This window comes from Terribacillus aidingensis (genome assembly GCF_040703035.1).
GTDB lineage: Bacteria > Bacillota > Bacilli > Bacillales > Amphibacillaceae > Terribacillus.
On record NZ_CP159996.1, the window covers coordinates 715,876 to 741,985 of the forward strand.

The window sequence follows — 26,110 nt, forward strand, 5'->3', positions numbered from 1 at the left end:
CTTTTAGGGTGGACTTAAACAAAAATTCTCCCTTAGTACAGCATAAGATAGTGAGGGGATTTTCATGAGAAATGCTTTGAAACTGTGGAATCGGTTAAGCTTAGTGCAGCAAATTATTATTGGTCTTATTATTGGTATCATACTGGCTCTTACGATTCCGGATGCTGCACAGCCTGTCACAATATTGGGTACGTTGTTCGTTGGAGCTTTAAAGGCAATTGCGCCAGTACTTGTACTGTTCTTAGTAACTGCAGCCATTGCACAGCATAAAAAAGGCAAGCAGACAAATATGAAGTCGATCATTGTGCTTTACCTTGTTGGTACATTTGCTGCTGCTGTTATTGCTGTAGTAGCCAGCTTCATTTTCCCTGTTAGTTTGTCTCTTGCTGACAGCCCGGAAGAAGTTGCAGCACCAGGCGGTATTGCGGAAGTATTGCAGACATTGTTGCTAAATATTGTCGATAATCCCGTCAATGCAATCGTAAATGCAAACTATATCGGAATCCTGGCATGGGCAATTTTGTTTGGATTGGCATTGCGTAATGCATCGGAAGCGACTAAGTCTGTTATATCTAACCTGTCAGATGCTGTTTCAAAAGTGGTGACATGGGTGATCAAGCTTGCGCCTTTAGGTATCATGGGGCTGATTTTCCAATCCATTTCAGAAAATGGTCTGGGATCGTTGTTGAGCTACGGTAAGCTATTGGCTATCCTGCTTGGCTGTATGTTCTTTGTAGCCCTTGTGGTAAATCCGCTTATTGTTTACCTGCTTAGCAGGCAAAATCCTTACCCGCTAGTCCTTACATGCTTGAAGGAAAGTGGAATCACAGCTTTCTTCACAAGAAGTTCAGCTGCTAATATCCCGGTGAATATGAAGCTTAGCGAAAAACTAGGCCTTGATAAAGATACGTATTCTGTCTCCATACCGCTAGGCGCAACAATCAATATGGCGGGTGCAGCAGTCACAATTTCTGTTTTGACTCTAGCTGCAGTTCATACGCTTAATATCCAAGTCGACATCTTGACTGCTATTATCCTTAGTGTTCTTGCAGCTATCAGTGCCTGTGGTGCTTCCGGCGTTGCTGGCGGATCATTGCTATTGCTTCCGCTAACATGCAGTCTGTTCGGGATCCCTGCTGATGTAGCAATGCAAGTGGTAGGTGTAGGATTTATCATCGGTGTTGTACAGGATTCTGCTGAGACAGCGCTTAATTCCTCCACAGATGTCGTCTTTACAGCTGCAGCTGAATATAGGAAGGAACGTAAAGAAAAGAAGAAATTAAAGATTAATCAAACAGCTTAAAAAAACTGCATCTTATCAAAGATGCAGTTTTTTATTTAGAGAAAAGTTGATAAATACTTCTTTGTTATAATTAGTTAAAATATGTAAAAAATACTAGAATAATGGAGAAAAAAAACACATGGTTTATATCAGAATAGTAAAGAACTCAGAAGAAACAATTGCTTGAGGGATTTTTATTTCCTGTTCAAAATAGTGCAGTTTAAAGTAATAAAAAGACATAGGGGATTTTAGGTACAATTAAAGTACAGGTTTTTGGAAGTGGAGGAGATTGTTTTGTTAATTAGAGAGATAAGGGTTGAAGACGCAGAGAACTTGATAAGTCTAATAAAGGAGGTTGAGAAAACCTCCGAGTTTATGCTTATGGAAGCTGGAGAAAGAAAAACCACTCCCAAACAACAACAAAAGCAACTAGAACGGATTAAACAACAAAGTAATTCAACAATATTTGTGGCTGAAGAAGAAGGCAAGTTAGTTGGATATTTAATTGCTATGGGCGGAAGCGTAAAAAGAACACAACATTCTGCTTATCTTGTTATAGGTGTACTACTAGAATATAGAGGAAAAGGGATAGGAGCAAAATTATTTGATAACGTGACTAAGTGGGCTCCAAAGCATAATATAACACGATTAGAGCTAACTGCAGTTACCGAAAACAATGCTGGAGTGGCACTATACAAGAGAAGTGGATTCGATATAGAAGGAACGAAAAGAAACTCACTAGTTATAGACGGTAGGGCTTTTAATGAGTATTATATGGCAAAACTTATGGAATAAGCAGATAAAAGCAATCCTAAGAACAGTTTCGTTTTCACAAAACGAAGCTGTTCTTGTATGTCGGTAATACCCAGAATATCCCCCTTAAAGTTATTATAGCAGCTTCAAGTTTCTATATATTTTCATAATAGGATCGTCTGCATCACCCCAATAGTAAAGAATTATTGGTAATATACGTTCCTAATAATATTAACGAAAACAGGTTTTTCATAAATTTTCTCGATGAAAATGCTCCACAATATATTGCTTAAACTTCTCCGCAATAGGAGATAAAAACTTCCCTTCCATACTAGCGATACCGATTGTTCGTTCACACTTTGGGGAGTTTATACGAACCTTAGCGATTTTCGTTCGATCCAAACTTTTAACATCAGGAAGGATGGAAATGCCCATCCCTGCTCCGACGAAACCGGCAATCGTCGTTACCTCTTCGCCTTCAAACATAATTTTAGGAACAAGACCAACCTGTTCGAAGATAGAATCAATTGTTACGCGTAATGCGTAGCCTTCTTCCATTAGAATAAAGGGCTCGTCTGCAATTTCTTCTAAAGTGATGGATTCTCGATTGGCCAATGGATGATTTTTTGGGAAGAACAAGAATAGTTCCTCCTGCCATAACGTAGTCCATGCCATTTTGGATTCCATAGGGAATGATGCGAGCAGGCAGAGATCCAGGTTGCCGGATTGCAAGTTCTCCAGCAGCCAATTCGAATGGTTTTGCTTCAAATGAAAACGTACGTGCGGATATTCCTTTTTGAATGCTGCAATTATATTAGGGACGATTGTTGTTCCGAGTGTGTGCAGAAATCCAAGTGAAATTTCTCCTTTATCCGGGTCAAGCAAAGACTGGATTTCATCTTTTCCTTCCTGGAATTCCTTTAAGATGAGATCGACTCGTCTTAATAGTAGTTCTCCGTACTTATTCAATTTAATTGTTCTGCCTTGACGGTCAAATAGCGGGGTGCCAATTTGACCTTCCAGTCGAGAAATCGAGCGGGAGAGAGCAGGCTGTGTGATGGATAGAATCTGCGCGGCTCTTGTAACATGCTGTTCACGTGCTAGTGTTTGGAAGTATTCGAGTTGTTCCCATTCCATGCTGTAAGCCTCCATTTATTATGTATTACATAGAGTAATTAAAAACATATTTATTATGCATTATACATTATACAGTTAGAGTGTTACGATTTTTAAAGTGGTACAAAGATATAGGAAATCTGAGGAGGATTACCATGGATTATAGAATCGAAAAAGATACTTTTGGGGAAGTAAAGGTACCAGCGGATAAATTCTGGGGTGCACAAACACAGCGAAGTAAAGAGAATTTTAAAATAGGATCAGAAAGAATGCCAGAGCGTGTAGTGAAAGCTTTCGCTATATTAAAGCGCAGTACGGCGATTGCAAATCAGCGCCTAGGAAATCTGGACAAAGAAAAAGCGGACGCTATTGTAACGGTCTGTGATGACATTCTTACAGGTAAGTACGATGACAATTTCCCGCTTGTGGTGTGGCAGACTGGAAGCGGCACGCAATCTAATATGAACATGAATGAAGTGGTTGCAAACCTTGCTACTGCTTTGCTGAAGGAAAAAGGTTCGGATGCAGTGGTACATCCGAATGATGATGTGAACCGCAGTCAGAGCTCGAATGATACATTCCCGACAGCAATGCACGTTGCAGGCGTGCTGGCTGTTTATGAACAGCTGCTCCCGGCAGTGGAACAGCTGCGCAACACGCTGAATAAAAAGGCGGAAACATTCCAAAGTATCGTGAAAATCGGCCGTACACATCTGCAGGATGCTACACCGTTAACGCTTGGCCAGGAGATCAGTGGCTGGGTGCATATGCTGGATCGATCAAAAGAAATGATTACAGAAGCTACTGAAAAATTGCGTGCCTTGGCAATCGGGGGTACAGCAGTTGGAACAGGCATCAATGCTCATCCACAGTTTGGTGACACTGTAGCGGAAGAAATCACTAACCTTACAGAACAAAAATTCATTAGTTCACCGAACAAATTCCATGCGCTAACAAGCCATGATGAGATGACATATGCCCATGGAGCATTGAAGGCACTAGCTGCCGATTTGATGAAAATCGCCAATGATGTACGCTGGCTGGCGAGCGGTCCTCGCTGTGGCATCGGCGAAATTATCATTCCTGCAAATGAGCCAGGCAGCTCTATCATGCCTGGGAAAGTCAACCCAACTCAATGTGAAGCATTGACGATGGTAGCAGCCCAAGTTATGGGAAATGACGCAACAATCGGATTTGCAGCAAGTCAGGGTAATTTCGAACTGAATGTATTTAAACCAGTGATTATTTATAACTTCCTGCAGTCTGTTCAGCTATTAAGCGACAGCATGGTATCCTTCCATGATAACTGTGCAGTAGGCATTGAGCCGGATGAACAAACAATTCAGGATAATCTAACGAACTCCTTGATGCTAGTAACTGCATTAAATCCACATATCGGTTACGAAAACGCAGCGAAAATAGCTAAGCTTGCACATAAAGAAGGACTAACACTGAAAGAGGCTGCTGTTCAGCTTGAACTGCTCACAGAAGAGCAGTTTGATGAGATGGTGAAGCCTGAGGAAATGGTTAAACCGAATATCTAATATATGACATATAAAAAGCAACCAGGTCGCCTAGCCGCACTTGGTTGCTTTTCTATGAATAAAGATATTGAATTAATTCAGCTCAGTTATCCGAAGCATGTACTGAAGTTCCTTCCAAACGCTATTGCTGTAGCTGTCATCAAATCATTGTATATGCTGCGTTATATTCTCCCACTGCTCAAGAAGTATAGGGTGTATTTCTGTCGTATCTGCTATGTTGTACACAATGCTAAGGAAGTCGAGCGTTTCGTTTAATAGATAGATTTCTTTTATTGTAAGGAGAACATCGATGATACCCGGAATAGCTACAAACGCATCTGAGGAAGAGAGTCCCTTTGTTAACTCCTCATAACAATCACTAAAATACCATTCATTCTTTTCTAACTCTGTCTCCCAATCATCAAATACCCTCATCAATTCTTTTCTCATCTTACAAAGAATACCCCGTCGACTGGAAGAAGAACTGAGACTGCTCGTAATTATACGAAATTCGGGAGAAGTCAAAAGGAAGACCATTGTTCAAATAAAAAATTGTCTCCACGAAAAGTTTTGGATCACCGGCAAGAAGTCCAAGATGCTGTGCTTCATCTTCATTCAGCTTCTGGATATGTACGTACATATCGGAAAAACCGATTTTAGCACCTAAGCCATTGCTGATGTAGTCAAAGATAGACCCGGTTGCAATTTCGTTATTCAGATAGGTGACAATTGCTTTATTGTAGTAGGATTCTTCGAGACAAAGTGTTTGTCCGTTGATATAACGTATCCGTTTGACGTAATAGACATCGTCTTCCGGGTCTATTTTTAGGTTGAAGGCTACTTCTGATGATGGTTTCCGGATATCGAGCTCCAGCACTTTTGCTGTAATGTCGAATCCGCTCAGCTCGTCACTGAAGCCTTGATTAGAGAAGCTGATGTAGCCTTTACGATTGCGGCGCCGAACGAAAATGCCGCTGCCGCGCACTTGATAGATGAATCCTTTTCGTTCAAGCAGGCTGAGTGCTTTGATGACGGTGCTTTTACTGGTTTTATATTGGGACATCAAGGTTTCTAGTACAGGGAGCTTGGTGCCCTGAGGTAGATCATTCTTCTCGATATCCTGTTGTATTTCATTGGCGATTTGCTGATATTTAAGCATAGCTACATTCCTTATTTGTTTAGATAGAGCGATTTTAGCATACTGTGCACTTTACGAAAACCCTACTTTTTTAATAGTATCTATTAAATTTTATTAGTTTGTACTTGATAAATTATACCGGTATAATTATAATGTAAGCGTATACTAAAGAAAAAGAGGTGTTCCAAGTGGCTGAAAAAGTAAGGGATTATCCAAAACTTGCTGGAGATATATTGGAGGCTGTCGGTGGTGAAGAGAATATTGTAAACGCTACCCGCTGTGCGACTCGCTTGCGTTTAGTGCTGAAACGATCTAAGCTTTCTGCTAAACAAGAGGTTAATAGTTTACCAGGTGTTATTACAGTAGTGGAAAATAACGGGCAATTCCAAGTAGTTATTGGTCAGCATGTCGGTGATGTATACGATGAGTTTGCTAAACTCGTGAATTTAGACATATCTGATTCGGATGAAGATACGCCTAAAGGTTCAATCTTGAATCGTGTCATTGCAACAATGTCTGCTGTATTTGCACCATTCATCTATATATTGGCGGCTGCAGGTATTCTGCAAGGTGCACTTATTCTAATCAACTTGCCATTCCCGAGCTTTGAAGATACAAGTACGTATCAGGTTATAAGTTTCATTTCATGGGCGCCTTTTACTTTCTTGCCGATTTTTATTGCTATAACAGCGTCTAGACATTTCAAGTCGAACATGTATATTGCTGTTGCGGCTACAGCGGCACTTGTAAGTCCTGACTGGGCAACGATGGCAGCGAGCATTGGAGAAGGAAACAGCATGAACTTCCTTGGCCTGCCGCTTACAGAGACTACGTATACGTCATCTGTTCTGCCGCCACTATTCCTAGTATGGATTCTTTCTTACTTGGAACGCTTCTTGAACAAACGGATCCATGAGGTGGTTCGTCCAATTATTGTGCCACTAATAAGTATTTTAGTTATGGTCCCGCTGACATTAGTCGTAATCGGACCAATTACGACATTAGGTGCAAATGGAATTGCGAACGGATACAATTTCTTGGCTGAATATGCACCATGGCTTGCAGGAGCAATCATCGGCGCATTCTGGCAGGTAATCGTAATCTTCGGTGTACACTGGGGTATTACACCGCTTGCTTTGGCGAACTATGATTTATACGGTCGTGATTCGTTCCAGGCTTATCAAACAATCGCCGTTATTGCACAAGTCGGAGCCGTTATTGGTGTTATATTAAAAGCGAAAAGTAAAGAAGTGAAAAGAATTGGTACTTCTGCGGGGATTACGGGTATCTTCGGAATTACGGAACCAGCAATCTATGGTGTAACACTGCGCTTCAAGAAGCCATTCATCATTGGTTGTATATCTGGTGCAGTTGGTGCCATCGTGGCAAGTTTCTTCAATCCATATTACTTCGCATATGCAGGATTGCCTGGTCCATTAACGATTGTGAACGGTATTAGTCCAGATTTCCCTATGAGTTTTTGGGGCATTCTGATTGGGGTTGCAATTGCAATCGTGCTGCCAATCATTCTAATCCAGATTTTTGGTTTCGGAGAAGATGCTGCAGAACAAGCTGATAGCAGTGTGGCAGCAGATAAAGGAGAAGCTAAAGCAGAAGTTTCTGCAGCAGAAAACAATGAAGAAGTGGTTCGTGCTCCGCTAAGCGGCAAATTGTTTGCTTTGGAAGAAGTGCCGGATGAAGTGTTCGCTTCAGGAGCCATGGGTAAAGGATTGGCAATTGAGCCAAATGATAATAAGGTCTATGCGCCATTTGAAGGATCCATTGTCATGGTAGCGCCAAGCAAGCATGCAATTGGATTACGTTCCAAGTTTGGCATGGAAATGTTGATTCATGTAGGTCTTGATACAGTGAAACTGAATGGGGAGCCATTCACGCTGCATGTGAAAGAGGGAGACAAAGTAAAAAAAGGCGATGTACTGAGTGAATTTGATATCAAAGCTATAAAAGCAGCAGGGGTAAAAACAATTACGCCAGTCATTGTGACCAATCCTGCCAATTATAAAGAAATCATCATTGATGAAACAGAAACAGCGACACAAGGCGATGACTTGCTGACGGTCGTGAAATAGGGGGAGATTAACATGACTACATTACCGAAGGACTTCTTATGGGGCGGCGCTCTTGCCGCCCACCAATTCGAGGGTGGCTGGAACCAGGATGGCAAAGGCCCGAGCGTTATTGATGTATTGACTGCTGGTGCGCATGGTGTGCCGCGGGAACTAACGGAAACGGTGGAACCGGATAAATTCTATCCAAATCATGAGGCAATCGATTTCTATAATCGATACAAAGAGGACGTTGCATTATTTGCAGAGATGGGTCTTAAGTGCTTACGTACATCCATCGGCTGGACACGTATCTTCCCGAAAGGTGATGAAGAAGAGCCGAACGAAGCTGGTTTGAAGTTTTACGATGATCTTTTCGATGAACTGCTAAAGCATGGGATTGAACCGGTCATCACGCTGTCCCATTTCGAAATGCCATTACATTTGGCACGTGAGTACGGTGGATTCCGCAGCAGAGAGGTTGTTGATCACTTTGTCCGATTCGCAGAAGTGTGCTTCAACCGTTATAAAGACAAAGTTAAATACTGGATGACCTTCAACGAAATCAATAATAAAATGGATACCGATAATCCTTTATTCCTTTGGACGAACTCTGGTGTCACGGTAAAAGAGGGCGAAAATGCACGTGAAGTGATGTACCAGGCTGGTCACCATGAGCTAATTGCCAGTGCACTAGCGGTTAGTAAAGGGAAGGAAATCAACCCTGAATTCCAAATTGGCGCCATGGTATCACACGTGCCGATTTATCCATATTCCTCCAATCCAAACGATGTGATGCTCGCAGAAGAGCTGATGCGTGAACGTTACTTCTTCCCGGATGTACATGTTCGTGGCTATTACCCAAGCTATGTACTGAAGGAATTCGAACGAGAAGGCTACAACATCGTATTCGAAGATGGTGACGAAGAGATCCTTCGTAACGGGACGGTTGATTACCTCGGTTTCAGTTATTACATGAGTACGACTGTTAAAAGTGATAAAGAAGTCGAGCAAGACAGGAATATGACAAATGGCGGGTTGGCACAAAGTGTAGAGAACCCATATATCAAAGCAAGTGACTGGGGCTGGTCCATTGACCCAACCGGCTTGCGCTACACATTGAACCGCTTCTACGACCGTTATCAAATTCCATTGTTCATCGTCGAGAACGGCTTCGGAGCGGTGGATACCGTAGAAGAAGACGGATCCATCCACGATCCGCAGCGAATTGATTATCTGCGCTCTCATATCGAAGAGCTCATGAAAGCTGTTAATTACGATGGCGTCGATTTGTTAGGCTACACGCCATGGGGCATTATCGATATCGTTTCCTTCACAACTGGTGAAATGAAAAAACGCTACGGCATGATCCATGTTGATCGTGATAATGAAGGAAATGGCAGCATGAAGCGGTCTAAAAAGGATTCTTTTGAGTGGTATAAGAATGTGATTAGTTCGAATGGAGAAGAGCTGTAAAACTAGTTGACCTTGGATGGAGAGTGCTCCTTCCAAGGTTTTTTGATCTCATTTTAGGTACAAATAAAGTGATTATCCCAATCTTGTAAAGAGGGACATACAACTTTTGTACTCAATCACCAGTCAAAATGTAAGCGCTTTAATATAGAATGGAACCAGGAGGTGAATCCAATGATGCTAGACAAGCGGCCATCCATCCTGCTTGAGCAGCTTATCCGTTCACAGCATATTACATTGCAGCAGCTCATGGATCTCACTCATTTATCTAAAAGGCAGCTGACTTATGATTTGGAAAAGCTGAATGACTGGCTTACAGCAGAGCAGTTGCCGCAAATCTTATATAAGGGTACACAGCTCATTCGTGTTCCACAGGAGGTGGTGCAGTGTTATCAGAAGAAGCAGCTGATACAAAATGGACAGCAGCTTTTATTAACAGAAGAAGATCGTCTGCTTTTTCTTTACCTATATCTATTTATAAGAACGGAGCCTGTATCATCCTATCATTTAACGCATTTGCTCCAAGTTAGTAAAAATACGGTAGTTGCAGATATCAAACGTGCCAATAAGCTGATTAATCCTTCCTTAGTAGAGATTCGGTATACCAGACAAAATGGCTATCACCTTAGGGGCTCGGAAGCGGATAAAAGAATTGTGGTACAAAACCACCTGGCGAAGATTCTGCAAAATCCCGCATTTCCAACGATAATGGAACATCTGACAGCACATTTAAAAAATGTGACGGCAGGAGATGTGCAAGCTTTATTACAGACAATGGAAAAGGATATTGGACTTCAGTTCGTGGAGGAAAGACTGGATCATTTCACTTACTTTCTAGTGCTGTTAGCCTGCCGACTTCGTGAAGGGAAAACAGTTCGCTTTCATGAAGACGAAATTCTGAATATGAAACAAGATCCAATGTGGGATGTAGCACTTTCTGTTTTCGAAAAGCTTCAACTGCCGCTTGATGAACATGAAGTCTGTTATTTCAGCATCCACTTGCTTGCTCTTTCATTGGGTCAAATTCAGCAGGAAAGCAACACGCGAGATTTGCTGTATAAATTGTGCGAGCAGCTGGTTTTGGATTTCGAGAACAAGGCAGCTGTCGTGTTTGAACGAAGGGCGAATGTCGTACGCACCCTTTATCAGCATATGAGACCAGCCTACTATCGAATGAAATACCGAATACCGATACACAACCCACTTTTACAACAGATAAAGAATGAGCACGAAGAATTGTATCTGATTGTACAAGAGCTGTTACAACCGGTGGGAGACCTGCTGAATATTGTTATACCAGAAGAAGAGTTAGGATTTATTACGATTCACTTCGGCGCGCTATTAGAAAAGCCGACACAGCAAATGCCAAGGAAGAAAAGAGCGCTAGTCGTCTGTCCGAGCGGAATAAGTTCTTCCTTGATGGTGAAATACATGCTCGAATCATTATTTTCGGAAATCGTAGTTGAAGATACATGCTCGCTCCGCCAATTCGAACAGAAAACTGAAATGGATTTTGATGTCATCTTCTCAACAATTGATCTGCAAGCGAGTATTCCGTGCTTTCATGTTAAACCGATCATGTCGCCCACCGAAAAAAGCTCTTTAGTCAATGGAGTGTATGAGACTTTATTCGGTATCCAATACAGTGGTGTGTCAGTCAGAGAGCTGCTTCAGGAAATCAGTCGATATGCCACCATCCATGACGAAAAACAATTAGAGAACATGCTGCGAACACTTCAATTCCATCGTAAAACAGAACGCAGAAAGGAGAATCAGCCAGTGTTACAAGACTTGTTATATGAAGATACGATTCAACTCGCTGAAAGTTTACCAAACTGGCAAGATGCAATTACCTGCGTTGCCAAGCCTTTACTTCAAAATAAATCTATCTCGCCATCCTATGTAGAGGCAATGATAGAAAACATAGAAAAACTAGGTCCTTATGTGGTGATAGGGCCGGATGTTGCTATTCCGCATGCCAGACCAGAATCCGGTGTACATGCAGTAGGGATGAGCTTTCTAAGGTTGAAGGAGCCTGTCTATTTTTCAGCAGATCGCACAAAAGGAGTTAGATTGCTATTTTGTATTGCGGCGATTGATAACAAGACACATTTAAGAGCACTGTCGCAGCTGACAAAACTGCTCAGTGATAAAGAAAATGTCACGACATTGATTGAATCTGATAGTAAGGAAGAGATACTTGCATTGTTCAAAAGTTATTCAACTATAGCTTAAAAAATTGGAGGAATAATTATGAAAATATTAGCAGTTTGCGGATCGGGACTAGGAAGCAGCTTTATGTTGGAGATGAATGTTCAGCAGGTTCTAGCAGAGTTAGGTATTACTGGGATAGAGGTTAGCCATTCTGATTTGAGCTCCGCGACGCCTGATGATGCAGATTTGTTTATAGCTGCCAAGGATATTGCAGATGGGATGCATCATTTAGGTGAAGTGATCGTAATTGACAGCATCATCGATATGGACGGAATCAAAGCAAAGCTTCAAGAGGTTCTTCAACAGAAGGGCATTATTTCCTAAAGAACAAAGGGGGAAAATCTAATGGTCGAAAGATTTCTGAAACTTGTCATTGACATCCTGAGCACACCAGCTGTATTGGTCGCATTGATTTCCTTGGTTGGATTAATCATCTTGAAAAAGCCGCTGAGCGAGATTATCAAAGGTACGACAAAAACTTTTCTTGGTTTCTTGGTCATTTCTGCAGGTGCGAATATCATTGTTGGCTCACTCGATCCATTCGGACAAATGTTCCAGCACGCATTCAATGTAAATGGTGTAGTACCGAATAATGAAGCTATTGTAGCGATGGCGCTGACGGAATATGGAAGCACAACTGCATTTATAATGTTCTTTGGTATGTTAGCTAATATCCTGATCGCGCGTTTCACTAGATTGAAATTCATCTTTCTTACAGGTCATCACACGCTGTATATGGCCTGTATGCTGGCTGTCATCCTTGCTGTATCAGGACTGAAAGGAGTTCCGCTTATCATTGTCGGTTCTTTGGCGCTTGGATTGATCATGGCTGCCTTTCCGGCAATCTGTCAGCCTTTCATGCGGAAAATTACAGGTAACGACAATGTAGGCTTCGGTCATTTCTCCAGCCTAGGCTACGCACTTTCCGGTGTGGTAGGAAAGGTAGTAGGGAAGGGATCCAGATCTACAGAAGACATCAAGTTTCCTAAAGGGCTGGGCTTCCTGCGGGATAGTTCGGTTACGATCTCACTTACGATGGTTGTACTTTATGTCATCATTGCACTTTTTGCTGGTCCGGCATATGTGGAAGGAGAATTAAGCGGAGGCACTCACTATATCGTCTTCTCTATTATCCAAGGTGTCACGTTTGCAGCAGGTGTATTTGTCATCCTTACAGGGGTGCGTCTTGTGCTAGCTGAAATTGTTCCAGCTTTCAAAGGTATATCTACAAAGCTTGTTCCGAATTCTAAACCAGCACTGGATTGCCCAGTTGTTTTCCCTTATGCACCGAATGCAGTTCTTATTGGATTCTTCTGCAGCTTCCTGGGAGGAATTGTTGGCATGGTGGCACTTGGTCTTGCAGGAGCGGTTATTATTTTGCCGGGCGTTGTACCGCACTTCTTTACAGGAGCTACAGCTGGTGTTTTTGGAAATGCAACTGGCGGAGTGAGAGGCGCAACCATCGGAGCATTTGCGAATGGTCTGTTGATTACTTTCCTTCCGGTATTTTTGATGCCGGTACTAGGAGATTTAGGGTTCGCTAGTACGACTTTCTCAGACGCAGACTTTGCGGCATCTGGCATCGTACTTGGACAGGTGGCGAAAATGTTCGGGGCAGCTGGTGTCACTGTAACGGTTGTTGGTCTCGTCGTGCTGGCCGTTGTCTTCGGATTGTTCAAACGCAATAAAAAGACAAATGACTCCAATCAGATTGGTGCGTAATAGAAGCTGAACAGGAAAGGAGAAGATAGAGGATGGATTTAGCGAAGGTAGAGAGGTTTCGGGACGAAATCAGATTGAAGACGCTGCAGGAACTTCACCACTTAGGGTTTGGACACTATGGAGGAAGCTTGTCTATCATTGAAACATTAGCAGTACTGTACGGCGACGTGATGCAAGTTGATCCCGATGATCCAGCATGGGAAGATAGAGATTATTTCATCCTGTCCAAGGGCCATGGCGGCCCAGGGTTATATGCGGCGCTTGCGGTAAAAGGTTACTTTCCTCAGGAGATGCTGTATACACTGAATCAAAATGGTACAAAACTGCCTTCTCATCCAGACAAAAACCTGACGCCAGGAGTGGATATGACAACGGGTTCGCTTGGTCAAGGTGTATCAGCAGCCGTGGGAGTTGCTCTATCTCATAAACTTTCCAGTCGTAATAACAGGACATTCTGTATCGTAGGAGACGGGGAACTGAACGAAGGTCAATGCTGGGAAGCCTTTCAATTCGCTGCCCATCATAAACTGCACGACTTATTTGTTTTCATTGATGATAATAAAAAGCAGTTAGATGGTCCGACAAAGGATATCATTGATCCGATTGATTTTGCAGCGAAAATGGATGCCTTTGGCTTTTATGTTTACAAAGTGGACGGAAGTGATGTAGCGGCCATCCATCAAGCAATCTCACAAGGTATCAGTCAAAAGGAAAAACCAGTAGCCATAGTCTTGGATACGATCAAAGGGCAGGGAGTCCGGTATTTAGAGGAGCTGGCAGATAATCACCACATCAGGCCGAACGAAACAGACACAGCAGCGATTGAACAGGCAATCTATGAGTTGGAAACGAAACTGCAGCAGGAGGTGAGAGGATGATCTCGACTGTTTATGAAAAAGAAAAACGAGAGATGCGTCAGGTCTATGCCGAAACCATCCTGGAACTGGCAAAAGCAAATCCGGATGTCATTGCCTTGGAGGCAGACTTGATGAGTGCGATCACAACGAATAAAATCAAAGCTGAGATACCGAATCAGCTTATCAACAGCGGTATCATGGAGGCTAATATGATGGGAGTTGCTGCTGGTTTATCACTTACCGGGAAAATTCCTTACGTACACACTTTTGGCCAGTTCGCTACAAGAAGGACATACGACCAGCTGTTTGTTTCCGGCGGATATGCTAAGACAAACATCAAAATCCTCGGGTCTGATGCGGGAATCACTGCAGAGCATAACGGCGGTACCCATATGACATTCGAGGATATCGGTCTCATGAGGCTGGTTCCACAAGCGCATGTTTATGAGGCTAGTGATTCGACCATGCTTGGATACCTACTGCGACGTATTGAAAAAGAGTACGGTGTTCACTACATCCGTACAATTCGGAAAAATGCCATCAAGCTTTACGAAGAAAATGAAACCTTTGAAGATGGAAAAGGAAAGCTGCTGAGGGACGGGGAAGACATTACTATCATTGCAACCGGAATTATGGTTGCAGAAGCTTTGCAAGCTGCAGATATTCTCGAACAGCATGGGATCCACGCAGCTGTCATAGATATGTATTCTATCAAACCAATTGATGCAGAATTGATCACAGAATATGCCCAAAAGACAAAAGCAATTGTAACAGCAGAAAATCATAATGTAATCGGCGGATTAGGTAGTGCGGTCTCGGAAGTACTAGCTGAGAATCACCCAGTGTCGATGTATAGAATAGGCGTGCGTGAGCAGTATGGGCAGGTTGGTAAAGTTGATTATTTGAAGACTTATTATAAATTGAGTGACAGGGATATTGCAGAGGCAGCAATCAAATTGTTTGCTAGATAATTGATGATAATAGACAACACTCACATTTTGAAGAATTATTCATTTAGTGATCCTGATTTACCACTAAAAAAGTTAAGGAGATCAAGCAGCACTTGATCTCCTTTTTATTTAACCGCCTTCCAAATCGTCCACCTATCTCTTTCCACAATATCCCTTTCCTCTGTGATACAATCGTCTATAAATAGAACCAACTTCTCCAGTTCATCATCCGTTAATGCATGCAGGATGCTTCTTCCCAGTCTGGCACGCAAATCAGCCAGCAGTTTTTCTTTCGTTTCATGTACGTGACGAACTTCCCATAATGTATGTTTTTCTATTTCTTGAAATCCGGCAATTCTTAGATTTTCTATCACTTTATTTGAACCATGTCTTCTGCTGATTTCAATTTCTGCAAGTCTCGGAAAACTAGAGAAGAAATATCCTCTTATATGCTCAGGACTCCCTGGCAGCAGGCAATCCTCCGGCGTACGATCCTGGATGAGGAAAATACTATCAGGTCGCAATAAGCGGTGGGCTTCGGAAAAACAAGGCTGCAAATCCTGTAAATGATGAATCAACGCACGCTCCAGAATAAGATCACAGCTAGCTTTTCTCAATCCTGTTTTCTGTGCATCACCCTTGTGGAATTGTACACCTTGCATACCATGACAATTCTCAAGCGCTGCTTCAAGCATGACTTCAGAGGAATCAACGCCTGTTACAGATGGTATGCCTAATTCGACCAATGCTTTCGTATAGATACCGCCTCCGCAGCCAATATCCAGGGCATGTTCTACTTGCTTATAATCCAATATTTCTTCCAATAGATTCATCCAGTTTGGATCTGCTTGTCTGGATGTGTAGGTATATTTATTAGTTTATGCATGGAAATCCATAACCTATCCCCACCTATTAGTTTAATAGTATATAATTTCCATAATTACAACTACATCTCCTGCTGTGAAATAGTAAGGGTGAAAGGATTACATATCCCAAGAGTGGTAGCCATATGTGTACGTGAACAGAAAATAAAGGACTGCCAGAAGGGCCGCCAGCGGTATAGTGACGCCAAGGATATTGGAGCGTTTCCAGGGACCTTTTGGATCTTTATAACCTTTATACAGCAGAAATATCAATAGACCGATCATCGGTACAAACAGTAAATGACGGATATCTGCGACCCATTCATTATTTACGATCCAGTTGACATTAGGTGTTGTTGCTCCTTCATATGCTTTATCAATGCGCTCCTTCACAATAACAAAGAGAGCACCGAGTACTAGATAGTAAATAATGAATAAACTTTTAATAGGTTTATTTAAATAGCGAGCGGATAAGATGACTGCTAGAAATAAGACAAGCAGTATAGCTAACAGAATATATTCCTGCATGATGTATGCTCCTTTCCTTTGTTGAACTGACTTCCATGAAGATAGGATTGATAATGTGAAATTAACTTCGACCAATCAATTTGTGAGACAAATGAGTCTGAAGGAAGAATCTGCAGCGCTTCCTAATCATTTCCCATTTTCACTGCCGGTCATTCAAAAGTTAGGCAAACTTTCTTTCCATCCCAATGTAACGTATATCATTGGAGAAAATGGCATGGGGAAGTCGACCTTACTTGAGGCAATTGCAGTAGCGCTTGGTTTTAACCCTGAGGGCGGTTCAAGGAATTTTTCTTTCTCTAGTTTCGAATCACATTCTGATTTGCATGAACATATCCGGATAGTCCGTGGGGGGAACAGACCGCGGGACGGATACTTTTTCCGAGCTGAGACTTTCTATAATCTAGCTACTAATATTGAGGAAATGGATCGGGAGGGCTACGGGCAAAAAATCATTGATTCCTACGGTGGGAAATCCCTGCATGAGCAGTCCCATGGGGAAGCGTTTTTTGCTGCGTTCATGGAGCGCTTTTCCGGAAATGGTTTATACATACTCGATGAGCCAGAGGCAGCTTTATCCCCGATCCGCCAGCTATCGATGCTGGCTCGAATTGATGAGCTGGTGGAAGAGGGCTCACAGTTCATCATCTCCACTCATGCACCGCTGCTGATGGCTTATCCGGATGCAAAGATTCTTCAGCTGGATGCAGATGGAATAGAAGAGGCCCGGCTGGAAGAGACGCAGCATTACAGCATTATGAAGCAATTTTTCGAGGACAGAGGCAGGCTTCTGCATCATTTGTTCCGAAGAGAATAGTGATGGAGTATCTCTTTAAAGTTACATAAAAGCTTAACTAATTGCTTAAAAACTATTCCCTAAAGGGCAATTATGGGAGAAAATTGAGCATAATTATCTCGTGATAGTTAGTTAATTGAAAATGGCAAAGGAGAGGTCTTGAATGGCAAATACGAAGACGAATCCTAAGGTTGAGGAATTCTTAAGTAAAGCTAAAAAGTGGAAGGAAGAATATATAAGCTTGAGAGATATTGTCCTTGATTGTGAGCTGGTTGAAGAATTCAAATGGAAGCATCCTTGTTACACATTTGATGGAAAGAACGTTGTTTTAATACATGGTTTTAAAGACTATTGTGCGCTGTTATTTCATAAAGGTGCTTTGTTAAAAGATGCTCAGGGGATTCTGATTCAGCAAACTGAGAATGTACAGGCAGCGCGTCAACTTCGGTTTAAAAGTGTTAAAGAAATAACTGAAATGAAAACTGCCATAAAAGCCTATATCCAAGAAGCTATTGAAATTGAAAAAGCCGGTTTAAAAGTGGATTTAAAAGAGCACACAGAATACATAATTCCAGAAGAACTTCATAAAAAATTTGAAGAAGTCCCTGCTCTAAAAACTGCCTTTGAGGCTTTGACACCAGGACGGCAAAGAGCATATATATTTTATTTTTCTCAAGCTAAACAAAGCAAAACCCGTGAGGCAAGAGTTGAAAAATATATGCAGCAAATCCTTGATGGAAAGGGTTTGAATGATAAGTAGAATCTGAAAGTATAAAATTCCAAAGAAGAGGTGGCTTAATGACTATCATCAGAGCATCCATACAAGACGTAAAAGAAACAGCGATTCTTTTTAATCAATACCGCCAGTTTTACAAGCAAGTGCAAGATTTAATCGGGGCAGAAGCGTACATAACAGAAAGACTGGAGAAAGGTGATTCTGCCATTTTCCTCGCCAAGGATGGAGATGAATATGTCGGCTTTACGCAGCTATACCCTACTTTTTCTTCTATCGGAATGAAACGCGCATGGATATTGAATGACTTGTATGTAGCGGAAAATGCTAGAAAACAAGGTGTAGGAGAAAAATTGCTTGATGTGGCGGAGGCTTTTGCGAGGGAAACTGGTGCAGGGAGTATAGCGCTTAGTACAGCTCCTGACAATGAGAAGGCACAACGTCTATACGAAAGAAAAGGATACGAGCGGGATAAGCAGTTTTATCATTATGAGTTGGGCTTGTAGAGGAGGAAGAGAATGGTTATCGACGTTCTGCAGCACGTTCCGTTTGAGGATCTTGCTGCTATAAAGGATTGGGGAAAGTCGCGTGGCCATGGCTTCCGTGTTCATCATCTCTATGAAAAAGCAGTTCTCCCTGAGGCCAAGGATATATCTTTGCTAATTATACTTGGCGGACCTATGAGTGCCAATGATACCGATCACTGGATAGAAGATGAGCGCACGTTGATCCGTCAGCTGATTGACCTACAAAAGCCTATTTTCGGTATTTGTCTCGGTGCTCAGCAAATTGCGAAGGCAGTAGGAGCGACTGTGTTTCAGGGGGAGCAAAAGGAAGTAGGATGGCACCCAATTCAGACTGTAACAACTCTATTTCCCTTCGTCCCAGAGAAAATGACCGTTTTTCATTGGCATGGGGAACAATTCACGTTACCTGACGGTGCCACACGCCTTTTCGGAAATGAAGTGTGCGAGAACCAGGGCTTTATGTTCAGAGATAACGTTATGGGCCTGCAATTCCATTTTGAAACGACTAGAGAAAGCATGGAAAAATTGATAATGCATGATAAGGATTATTTAGATGATGGAGTGTTCGTCCAAAGCGAGGAAGTAATGAAAGCGGCGGAGCTTCCAGCAGAAAATGTTGATGTGCTTAACCAACTGCTGGATCACTTGGTGCATACTTCATGTGAGGCTGTCTAAATGGAATGCAGCTGTCAAAGAACTACGCATATCCTTTTCGAGGCAGATTTTGCCGATCCAGTCTGGTGTGCTGATTGCAAATGGAATCTGGACCTGGATGATCTTCCAGTGTCAGAGACTTTGAAGCGAAACATAGAAAGCTGGGCGGAAGGGTACGGAGGGTGGCAGGATTGGGAAGGTGAAAAACTTATATCTGATGCAGTAAAGATAGAAGAGGATTTCAACAATGCAGGCAGGTTATTGTTTGTTTTATTACAGCAGGAACTGCCTGGTTTTACTATATCCTACAAGCCTTCTCGATTAAGTTCCATGTACAAGTAAAAAGCTGTCAGCCATAATGGCTGACATTTTTTTATTGTAGTTCTGATTCAATCCTTCTTCTTTGTGCTTTTCAATGTCAAGATAGCCCCCTACCTGGGATTAAGAATTCAATACTTATTTTCGTGTGAATAAGGAGGAAAGCAGGGCATATAATCCGTTATAGGGTCAGGTTAAAACCTGGCTTTTCTTTTATGAATCAAATGTATGCGCTTTCATATTTATGTTCTAAGCAAGAATCAGAAGGAGGAGTTGTAGATGTGGAAGAGTGCTAAAGGTGTATGTTTGTTGATGCTTATTCTCATTCTGGTCACGATGGCAGCATGCTCCAGCAATTCAGATTCAGCGGATGGGAAGAAAGAATTGACTGTCGTTTATCGGTCACCTGGATCAGTAGATTCACTGAAGAAATTCTTCGACTCAGGCGTCGTGGATGAATTCGAAAAAGAGCATCCGGATATTGATGTGAAGATAGCACCTATTACAGCAAGTGAAGGAGATTATTTCTCAAAAGTTGCCTTGCAGATGAAGTCGGAAGAAACAGCACCGGATGTTGTATCGGAGGATACCTTCATGCTGAATTCCGATGCAAATGCTGGATACTTGGAGCCTTTGGATGATCGTATCGCTGATTGGGAGGAATGGGAAAACATCATAGAAAATCTGAAATCCGGTGTAACAGCGGAAGATGGCAAGGTGTATGGAGTGCCGTCGACTTCTGACTCACGCGGACTTTGGTACAGCAAGGAACTATTCAAAGAAGCAGGTCTTCCTGTTCCTTGGGAACCGAAGAATTGGAATGAAGTCCTGGATGCAGCTATAACGATCAAAGAGAAGACAGAGGGAGTGACGCCGCTATTCATGCAAGTCGGAAAAGCCAATGGCGAGGCAGTTTCCATGCAGACGCTGGAGATGCTCTTATATGGAACAGGCGACACACTTTATGACGATTCTGATAAAAAATGGATAGTGGATAGTCAAGGTTTGCTAGATTCGTTCAGCTTTATTGAACAGGTATACAACACAGAAAAAGTTGGTCCTGATTTCTCTGTGGTCATGAGCGGTCAATCCGGAAACGTGGCTTTCCAGCAGTTATTCCCGCAAAAGAAGCTGGCAATAGCACTAGATGGCAGCTGGAATGCCCGGAACTGGGCAGAGAACGGAGCGGCTCCAATAGAAAATGTCGAGGAGAAAATCGGGTTTGCACCTATGCCGACGCAAAATGGCCAGGAGCCAGGGGCAATTACAATGAGTGGAGGCTGGGCTTGGGCCATTCCATCTAAAGCAGATATGAAGGAAGAAGCATGGGAATTCATTCAATTCCTGATGGAAAAAGAAAACAGCATCAATCGTTCGCTGACAGACGGCAACTTGAACACTCGTACAGATGCTGTCGAAGTAGAAGAGTATGTGAACCGTCCTTATGCCAAGGAGGCACAGGCATACCTGGAAAATGCGCAATTCAGACCGGCAAATGATAAATATCCAGCAGTGTCCACGCAGCTGCAGACAGTAGTCGAAGCAGTGGCAACAGGCAAGCTGACTCCGGAAGACGCTGTGCAGCAATATAAAGCTGGAGTAGAACGAGTGGTGGGCAAAGAAAATACGAAGGTGGCTGAATAGGAAACCATCCCATCAAGGGTGCTGGAATATCCAGCCCCCTCTGATTGGGCGGGAGAAAGGTGACGAATATGTATGCATAGAAAAGCGATACTTTTTTTGTCTCCGTCGTGGATTCTTCTATTATTGTTTTTCATAACTCCGATGTTACTGACTTTCGGCTTTGCTTTTACGAATTTGTCACTTACAGGGACCGATGCAGCCAACATTCAATTTATCGGATTCCAAAATTTCACCAATATGTTCCAAGATCCTGAATTTCGAATCAGCGTATTCCGGACGCTTATTTTCTTACTTTTCTCTGCCGTAGTCGGACAGGTTGTCTTAGGATTGATCCTTGCATTGTTAATGAAGGAGAAGCGACGCGGCTTTCGCCGATTCATCGGTGTGATCGTAATTGCTGGCTGGGTGACACCAGAGATTGTCGTAGCTTTTTGCTGGGTAGCATTCCTGAGTGATGCGGGAACGTTTAATGCAATCCTGCAAGGCATAGGATTTGAGCCAATTACCTGGTTATTCACCTTCCCGATGGTAAGTGTCATCATCGCAAACATTTGGCATGGTACTGCCTTTTCAATGATGGTTTTCCAAGCAGCATTGGACGATGTGCCAAAATCGGTACAAGAGGCTGCAGTCATAGACGGTGCATCCCGCTGGCAAATATTTTTCCGTGTGACGCTGCCAATTGTCAAAGGCTCGATTGTAACCAATATGATGCTGGTAACCTTGCAGACGCTCGGCGTCTTTACGTTGATCTACACGATGACAGGAGGGGGACCAGGCAATGCTACACAGATTCTGCCGATATTCATGTACAATCAAGCATTTGTAAATTACCAATTCGGATATGGTACTGCCATTTCTCTCGTATTGCTTGTTATCGGGACGATAGCCAGTCTGCTGTACATGCGTTTTATGAAAGTAAAACTATAAGGAGGAGGGATGCAGAATGAAGGTATCGAAAAAAGAATTAGTAATCCACTATCTGGCGCTGATCTTCTTAGCTATCTGCTTCTTACTGCCTTTTTTGTGGCTCGTATTCGCTTCCTTCGATCAGCAGGCAACCCAAGCAATTAAGCTGCCGGAGAAATGGACGCTGGATAACTTTACGGCCATTCTGTCAGATCCAAGTAATATCCGGTCTTTTGCGATTGGTTTGTTCATCTCGCTTGGGCAGGCAACGATTGTCGTGATTGTTGCTGGATTGGCTGCTTATCCGCTTTCTCGATACAGGCTGCGTTATAAACGGTCATTCCTGCTTACGATCTTGTTTATGACATCTTTGCCAATCACGGCAGTCATGGTGCCTGTCTACCAGTTGTTCCTCTTCCTGAACATCCAGGATTCCATTTTCTTCACGACAATCTTCCTAGCAGCATCAGGTCTGCCTTATGCTATCTGGATGATGAAGAATTTCATGGATGCAGTGCCGATTGAACTGGAGGAATCTGCATGGGTAGATGGTGCATCGGTGCTGACGAGCATGCGCAAAGTGGTTGGGCCGTTAATGCTGCCGGGAATCTTCACCATTGCAATCTTCACATTTACAGGCAGCTGGGGAAACTTCTTTGTTCCTTATATCTTGCTGCAGACACAGGAAAAACTTCCGGCGTCAGTGACACTGTACCAGTTTTTCGGAAACTACGGCATTATCGAGTACGGCAAATTAGCAGCGTTCTCCATGCTGTACACAATGCCGTCTATCATTCTTTATATCTTTGCGCAAAAATACATGTCCAAGGGTTTCAGTCTCGGCGGAGCATCCAAGGGCTAAAGGAGTGTAAGTATGTTGAGTTTGAAAGAACGACAGCTGGAAAGAAGAATAGAAGAATTGGAGAAATACCGATATCGCGACCCGCTTGATTTGCAGCATTTTCTAGCATTGGAGGATCAAGAGAAAAAGGTGGCACCTAATGTTCCTGGTTTGGACGAATTTAAGGAGAAACTGCATGTAGGTGACCATTGGAAAGGCCGGGATCGTTATCTTTGGCTGGCTAAGGAAATTTCTCTTCCTGAGGAGTGGTCAGGAAAGCAGGTTGTGGGTGTATTTGATTTCGGCAAGACTGGCGGCGGAGGAAATTCAGGCTTTGAATCACAGTGCTATGTGAACAATGTCCAGTATCAAGCAGTGGACTCCAATCATCAGGAGCTTTTCTTTGAGGATGACTGGCATGGAGATTCTATCTATTTGGCATTTCGTCTCTGGTCCGGCTTGGAAGGAGGCGGCAAAAGGGTTGAGCAGGAGCATCAAATAAAACGGGCTGAGCTAGCCATTTTCGAGGAACAAACGGATGATTTGTATTATACGGCCTTTGCCATTCTTGAAACGATCCGTGTACTAGACGAAAATGCTGCGGAGCGGGTCCAGCTATTATCGCTTCTAGACCACACTGTCCGGTTAATTGATTGGAGCTCACCTGGAAGTGAAACATTCTATCATTCTATTTATGAAGCAAACGAGTATCTCCAGAAAGAATTGGATGGTCTCGACAGCGATTCCCCAATAACGATTCGCTGTATCGGGCACACCCATATTGATGTAGCGTGGCTGTGGCGTTTGAAACATACAAGGGAAAAAGCTGGCCGTTCCTTTTCGACAGTTCTGCGTCTGATGGAAAAATATCCTGACTATAAATTTCTCCAAACACAGCCGCAGCTCTATAGCTATGTAAAGCAAGACTTCCCGGAACTGTACGCCCAGATAAAAGAAAGAATCGCTGATGGTCAGTGGGAAGTGGACGGTGCGATGTGGCTGGAAGCCGATTGTAACTTGCCTTCGGGTGAATCACTGGTGCGTCAGATCCTGCAGGGCGCTAAGTTCATCCAAGAGGAATTCGGAAAAGATGTGAACTACCTCTGGCTGCCGGATGTGTTCGGTTATTCCTGGGCATTGCCTCAGATTCTCAGCAAAGCAGGGATCAATACATTCCTGACGTCCAAGATAAGCTGGAACCAATTCAATCGGATGCCAAATGATACATTTACATGGCGAGGATTAGATGGAAGTGAAGTATTGACCCAATTTATCACGACACCAGATCCTTCACCTCGTGAAAATACGTGGTTCGCCACTTATAATGGCCAAATCCTGCCAGATACCGTAACAGGTACATGGGATAACTATAAAAATAAAGCACTCACGAAGGAACTGCTATTGTCCTATGGCTACGGAGATGGCGGTGGCGGAGTGAACAGAACGATGCTTGAGATGCGGAGAAGGCTGGACCGTATGCCAGGACTGCCTAATGTTAAAACAGGCGATGTTAAAAGTTATTTTGAATCATTGCATGATCAGACTCAGAATACATCAGAGTTCATGCCAGTCTGGGATGGAGAGCTTTACCTGGAATATCACCGCGGTACGTACACGAGCCAGGCCTATAATAAAAAAATGAACCGCAGGATGGAGCTTAAGCTGCGTGAAACGGAGTTCCTCCATGTGTGGAAAGCGATCCAGACAGAAGACTTTTTGAAGTATCCTTCTCTAACATTGGAAGAGGTATGGCGGACGGTATTGCGTAATCAGTTCCACGATATTATTCCGGGATCTTCCATTCGGGAAGTGTATGAAGATAGTGAGAAGGAATACGAGGATGGATATGTAAAGCTTCAATCTCTGCAGAAAGATGCCGCGGATGATTTGATTACAGATAAAAAGCATACATGGAGTATTGTCAATTCCTCATCCTGGGAATTGGATGGTATCGTTAAGATAGAGACCGAGGATGAAGGTGTGTGGGAGGAGGAAAACGGAAAGGCTTTGGTGGCACAAAAACACAAAGATGGATGGCTTGTCGATGTGCCAGCTGTTCCGGGTACGGGAAGTAAACAGATTCATTTAAAAACCGACAAAAAAGTTCCAGAACCAGAAGATGAATGGTTCGAACTGAACAATCGGAAGCTTGTGACACCATTTTATGAAGCCAGCTTTAATGAATATGGCCAGCTTCAGTCGCTATACGATAGAAAAGCGAAGCGTCATGTGCTAGCTGAGTCAGAGAATGGAAATGTGTTTCAGGTGTTTGAGGATAAGCCGCTGGATTACGATGCTTGGGATATCGATCTATTTTATCAGGAGAAAAAGATAGAAATCACGAACCTGCTTGATTTTACGTTGAAGGAAGCGGGACCACTGCAGCTTGTGATAGAAGCAAGCTGGCAGTACGGCAGTTCGATTATTCATCAAGATATTATCTTCTATCGCAAACGGAAAGTAATAGATTTTAAGACAGAGGTAGATTGGCATGAGCGGCAGCAATTATTGAAAACAGCCTTTCCTGTCCGTATTCGAGCAACAGAAGCAACTTATGATATCCAGTACGGCAACGTCAAACGGCCGACACATTGGAATACGTCCTGGGATATAGCCAGGTTCGAATCTGTCGCTCATCAATGGGTCGATTTCTCGGAGCAAAATTATGGCGTCAGTCTGCTTAACGATTGCAAGTATGGACACGATATCAAAGATCATACCATTCGCTTGTCATTGATCAAATCGGCGATCGCACCAGATATCGAACAAGATCAAGGGCGACATCAATTTACGTATTCTCTGTATCCTCATGAGAAAGGATGGGTAGAGGCGAATACGGTACAAGAGGCATGGAAGCTGAATCAGCCTTTCCAGGTTTTCAGCGGAGTAAATGACAAAGACGGAGCAAAACTATTTTCTATAGATAATTCGAATGTACAGCTGGATGCCGTTAAGAAAGCTGAAGATAATGACGACATCATCATCCGTCTGCATGAATACACGGGCGGCACACAGCAGGTGGCAATACAGCCAGAGTTCGAGTATAGCTTCTGGGAGGAATGTGATTTGAGGGAAAGAAACTTATATCAAAGCCCTCAGGAAGGGAGTATAGAATTATCCTTCACTCCATATGAAATAAAGACAATACGTATATCCAAATCATGAGAAAAGCCCCTTGTGGGCTTTTCTTTTTACTGTATACTTTC

24 protein-coding genes are annotated in these 26,110 nt (G+C 42.9%); 20 read left to right on the plus strand and 4 right to left on the minus strand.

The window, feature by feature from the left end; translation table 11 throughout:
- Positions 1–64 precede the first annotated feature (64 nt).
- Both sstT and ABXS78_RS03915 read left to right on the plus strand, forming a co-directional pair.
- Positions 65–1,303 carry a serine/threonine transporter SstT gene (gene sstT, locus ABXS78_RS03910; protein ID WP_366249013.1) on the plus strand — a complete coding sequence of 413 codons (1,239 nt, stop codon included), beginning with the start codon at positions 65–67 and terminating at the stop codon, positions 1,301–1,303.
- Between the two features lie 273 nt (positions 1,304–1,576).
- Positions 1,577–2,077, plus strand: a complete 501-nt coding sequence (locus ABXS78_RS03915; protein WP_366249014.1) for a GNAT family N-acetyltransferase — start codon at positions 1,577–1,579, stop codon at positions 2,075–2,077.
- A 207-nt stretch (positions 2,078–2,284) separates the two neighbouring features.
- Here the strand turns inward: ABXS78_RS03915 and ABXS78_RS03920 are convergent, their stop codons facing one another.
- Positions 2,285–3,172, minus strand: coding sequence for a LysR family transcriptional regulator (locus tag ABXS78_RS03920; RefSeq protein ID WP_366249015.1), 888 nt, complete (start codon positions 3,170–3,172; stop codon positions 2,285–2,287).
- Between the two features lie 134 nt (positions 3,173–3,306).
- Here ABXS78_RS03920 and fumC point away from each other — a divergent pair, with 134 nt between their 5' ends.
- Complete coding sequence (gene fumC / locus ABXS78_RS03925; protein WP_366249016.1) at positions 3,307–4,695, plus strand: class II fumarate hydratase; 1,389 nt, start codon at positions 3,307–3,309, stop codon at positions 4,693–4,695.
- 54 nt (positions 4,696–4,749) lie between these two features.
- Entirely contained in the window at positions 4,750–4,950 is a 201-nt protein-coding gene (locus ABXS78_RS03930) for a hypothetical protein (protein ID WP_366249017.1), read from the plus strand.
- A gap of 175 nt (positions 4,951–5,125) precedes the next feature.
- Here the strand turns inward: ABXS78_RS03930 and ABXS78_RS03935 are convergent, their stop codons facing one another.
- Complete coding sequence (locus ABXS78_RS03935; protein ID WP_366249018.1) at positions 5,126–5,833, minus strand: GntR family transcriptional regulator; 708 nt, start codon at positions 5,831–5,833, stop codon at positions 5,126–5,128.
- 167 nt (positions 5,834–6,000) lie between these two features.
- Here ABXS78_RS03935 and ABXS78_RS03940 point away from each other — a divergent pair, with 167 nt between their 5' ends.
- The 7 genes from ABXS78_RS03940 to ABXS78_RS03970 all read left to right on the plus strand — a co-directional run bounded on the left by ABXS78_RS03940 (position 6,001) and on the right by ABXS78_RS03970 (position 15,115).
- Positions 6,001–7,902 carry a beta-glucoside-specific PTS transporter subunit IIABC gene (locus ABXS78_RS03940; protein ID WP_366249019.1) on the plus strand — a complete coding sequence of 634 codons (1,902 nt, stop codon included), beginning with the start codon at positions 6,001–6,003 and terminating at the stop codon, positions 7,900–7,902.
- Positions 7,903–7,914: 12 nt separating this feature from the next.
- Positions 7,915–9,354: a 6-phospho-beta-glucosidase BglA gene (gene bglA, locus ABXS78_RS03945; protein WP_366249020.1), complete on the plus strand. Its 1,440-nt coding sequence runs from the start codon at positions 7,915–7,917 to the stop codon at positions 9,352–9,354.
- 171 nt (positions 9,355–9,525) lie between these two features.
- On the plus strand, positions 9,526–11,586 hold the full coding sequence (locus ABXS78_RS03950) for a BglG family transcription antiterminator (RefSeq protein WP_366249021.1): 2,061 nt from the start codon (positions 9,526–9,528) through the stop codon (positions 11,584–11,586).
- Between the two features lie 18 nt (positions 11,587–11,604).
- Positions 11,605–11,889, plus strand: coding sequence for a PTS sugar transporter subunit IIB (locus tag ABXS78_RS03955; protein ID WP_095223480.1), 285 nt, complete (start codon positions 11,605–11,607; stop codon positions 11,887–11,889).
- Between the two features lie 21 nt (positions 11,890–11,910).
- Positions 11,911–13,287 carry a PTS ascorbate transporter subunit IIC gene (locus tag ABXS78_RS03960; RefSeq protein ID WP_366249022.1) on the plus strand — a complete coding sequence of 459 codons (1,377 nt, stop codon included), beginning with the start codon at positions 11,911–11,913 and terminating at the stop codon, positions 13,285–13,287.
- A gap of 32 nt (positions 13,288–13,319) precedes the next feature.
- The gene (locus tag ABXS78_RS03965) at positions 13,320–14,165 is read left to right on the plus strand and encodes a transketolase (RefSeq protein ID WP_366249023.1); all 846 of its coding nucleotides are present in this window, start codon (positions 13,320–13,322) and stop codon (positions 14,163–14,165) included.
- Positions 14,162–15,115 carry a transketolase C-terminal domain-containing protein gene (locus tag ABXS78_RS03970; protein WP_366249024.1) on the plus strand — a complete coding sequence of 318 codons (954 nt, stop codon included), beginning with the start codon at positions 14,162–14,164 and terminating at the stop codon, positions 15,113–15,115. The genes ABXS78_RS03965 and ABXS78_RS03970 overlap by 4 nt, the downstream gene beginning before the upstream one ends.
- Before the next feature lie 104 nt (positions 15,116–15,219).
- Here the strand turns inward: ABXS78_RS03970 and ABXS78_RS03975 are convergent, their stop codons facing one another.
- Together ABXS78_RS03975 and ABXS78_RS03980 are read right to left on the minus strand one after the other, a co-directional pair.
- Positions 15,220–15,927: a class I SAM-dependent methyltransferase gene (locus ABXS78_RS03975; protein ID WP_366249025.1), complete on the minus strand. Its 708-nt coding sequence runs from the start codon at positions 15,925–15,927 to the stop codon at positions 15,220–15,222.
- 150 nt (positions 15,928–16,077) lie between these two features.
- Entirely contained in the window at positions 16,078–16,485 is a 408-nt protein-coding gene (locus ABXS78_RS03980; RefSeq protein WP_366249026.1) for a hypothetical protein, read from the minus strand.
- A gap of 91 nt (positions 16,486–16,576) precedes the next feature.
- On the opposite strand from ABXS78_RS03980, the gene ABXS78_RS03985 reads away from it, so the two are divergent.
- The 9 genes from ABXS78_RS03985 to ABXS78_RS04025 all read left to right on the plus strand — a co-directional run bounded on the left by ABXS78_RS03985 (position 16,577) and on the right by ABXS78_RS04025 (position 26,069).
- Complete coding sequence (locus ABXS78_RS03985; RefSeq protein ID WP_366249870.1) at positions 16,577–17,299, plus strand: AAA family ATPase; 723 nt, start codon at positions 16,577–16,579, stop codon at positions 17,297–17,299.
- Between the two features lie 142 nt (positions 17,300–17,441).
- On the plus strand, positions 17,442–18,038 hold the full coding sequence (locus ABXS78_RS03990) for a YdeI family protein (protein ID WP_366249027.1): 597 nt from the start codon (positions 17,442–17,444) through the stop codon (positions 18,036–18,038).
- Between the two features lie 38 nt (positions 18,039–18,076).
- Complete coding sequence (locus tag ABXS78_RS03995) at positions 18,077–18,517, plus strand: GNAT family N-acetyltransferase (protein WP_366249028.1); 441 nt, start codon at positions 18,077–18,079, stop codon at positions 18,515–18,517.
- A gap of 12 nt (positions 18,518–18,529) precedes the next feature.
- On the plus strand, positions 18,530–19,213 hold the full coding sequence (locus tag ABXS78_RS04000) for a type 1 glutamine amidotransferase (protein WP_366249029.1): 684 nt from the start codon (positions 18,530–18,532) through the stop codon (positions 19,211–19,213).
- Positions 19,214–19,534: a hypothetical protein gene (locus tag ABXS78_RS04005; RefSeq protein WP_366249030.1), complete on the plus strand. Its 321-nt coding sequence runs from the start codon at positions 19,214–19,216 to the stop codon at positions 19,532–19,534. It abuts the gene before it with no gap.
- A gap of 255 nt (positions 19,535–19,789) precedes the next feature.
- Positions 19,790–21,154, plus strand: a complete 1,365-nt coding sequence (locus ABXS78_RS04010) for an extracellular solute-binding protein (protein WP_366249031.1) — start codon at positions 19,790–19,792, stop codon at positions 21,152–21,154.
- Between the two features lie 72 nt (positions 21,155–21,226).
- Positions 21,227–22,084, plus strand: coding sequence for a sugar ABC transporter permease (locus ABXS78_RS04015; RefSeq protein ID WP_366249032.1), 858 nt, complete (start codon positions 21,227–21,229; stop codon positions 22,082–22,084).
- A 16-nt stretch (positions 22,085–22,100) separates the two neighbouring features.
- Positions 22,101–22,925: a carbohydrate ABC transporter permease gene (locus ABXS78_RS04020; protein WP_095223499.1), complete on the plus strand. Its 825-nt coding sequence runs from the start codon at positions 22,101–22,103 to the stop codon at positions 22,923–22,925.
- A gap of 12 nt (positions 22,926–22,937) precedes the next feature.
- Complete coding sequence (locus ABXS78_RS04025) at positions 22,938–26,069, plus strand: alpha-mannosidase (protein WP_366249033.1); 3,132 nt, start codon at positions 22,938–22,940, stop codon at positions 26,067–26,069.
- The last annotated feature ends 41 nt before the right edge of the window (positions 26,070–26,110 follow it).

Bases quoted from the DNA above. Each gene is read 5' to 3' on its own strand.
- sstT (WP_366249013.1), top strand. From the start codon at position 65: ATGAGAAATGCTTTGAAACTGTGGAATCGGTTAAGCTTAGTGCAGCAA.
- ABXS78_RS03920 (WP_366249015.1), bottom strand. From the start codon at position 3,172: ATGGAATGGGAACAACTCGAATACTTCCAAACACTAGCACGTGAACAG.
- fumC (WP_366249016.1), top strand. From the start codon at position 3,307: ATGGATTATAGAATCGAAAAAGATACTTTTGGGGAAGTAAAGGTACCA.
- ABXS78_RS03930 (WP_366249017.1), top strand. From the start codon at position 4,750: ATGAATAAAGATATTGAATTAATTCAGCTCAGTTATCCGAAGCATGTA.
- ABXS78_RS03935 (WP_366249018.1), bottom strand. From the start codon at position 5,833: ATGCTTAAATATCAGCAAATCGCCAATGAAATACAACAGGATATCGAG.
- bglA (WP_366249020.1), top strand. From the start codon at position 7,915: ATGACTACATTACCGAAGGACTTCTTATGGGGCGGCGCTCTTGCCGCC.
- ABXS78_RS03950 (WP_366249021.1), top strand. From the start codon at position 9,526: ATGATGCTAGACAAGCGGCCATCCATCCTGCTTGAGCAGCTTATCCGT.
- ABXS78_RS03955 (WP_095223480.1), top strand. From the start codon at position 11,605: ATGAAAATATTAGCAGTTTGCGGATCGGGACTAGGAAGCAGCTTTATG.
- ABXS78_RS03960 (WP_366249022.1), top strand. From the start codon at position 11,911: ATGGTCGAAAGATTTCTGAAACTTGTCATTGACATCCTGAGCACACCA.
- ABXS78_RS03965 (WP_366249023.1), top strand. From the start codon at position 13,320: ATGGATTTAGCGAAGGTAGAGAGGTTTCGGGACGAAATCAGATTGAAG.
- ABXS78_RS03970 (WP_366249024.1), top strand. From the start codon at position 14,162: ATGATCTCGACTGTTTATGAAAAAGAAAAACGAGAGATGCGTCAGGTC.
- ABXS78_RS03975 (WP_366249025.1), bottom strand. From the start codon at position 15,927: ATGAATCTATTGGAAGAAATATTGGATTATAAGCAAGTAGAACATGCC.
- ABXS78_RS03980 (WP_366249026.1), bottom strand. From the start codon at position 16,485: ATGCAGGAATATATTCTGTTAGCTATACTGCTTGTCTTATTTCTAGCA.
- ABXS78_RS03985 (WP_366249870.1), top strand. From the start codon at position 16,577: ATGAGTCTGAAGGAAGAATCTGCAGCGCTTCCTAATCATTTCCCATTT.
- ABXS78_RS03990 (WP_366249027.1), top strand. From the start codon at position 17,442: ATGGCAAATACGAAGACGAATCCTAAGGTTGAGGAATTCTTAAGTAAA.
- ABXS78_RS03995 (WP_366249028.1), top strand. From the start codon at position 18,077: ATGACTATCATCAGAGCATCCATACAAGACGTAAAAGAAACAGCGATT.
- ABXS78_RS04000 (WP_366249029.1), top strand. From the start codon at position 18,530: ATGGTTATCGACGTTCTGCAGCACGTTCCGTTTGAGGATCTTGCTGCT.
- ABXS78_RS04005 (WP_366249030.1), top strand. From the start codon at position 19,214: ATGGAATGCAGCTGTCAAAGAACTACGCATATCCTTTTCGAGGCAGAT.
- ABXS78_RS04010 (WP_366249031.1), top strand. From the start codon at position 19,790: ATGTGGAAGAGTGCTAAAGGTGTATGTTTGTTGATGCTTATTCTCATT.
- ABXS78_RS04015 (WP_366249032.1), top strand. From the start codon at position 21,227: ATGCATAGAAAAGCGATACTTTTTTTGTCTCCGTCGTGGATTCTTCTA.
- ABXS78_RS04020 (WP_095223499.1), top strand. From the start codon at position 22,101: ATGAAGGTATCGAAAAAAGAATTAGTAATCCACTATCTGGCGCTGATC.
- ABXS78_RS04025 (WP_366249033.1), top strand. From the start codon at position 22,938: ATGTTGAGTTTGAAAGAACGACAGCTGGAAAGAAGAATAGAAGAATTG.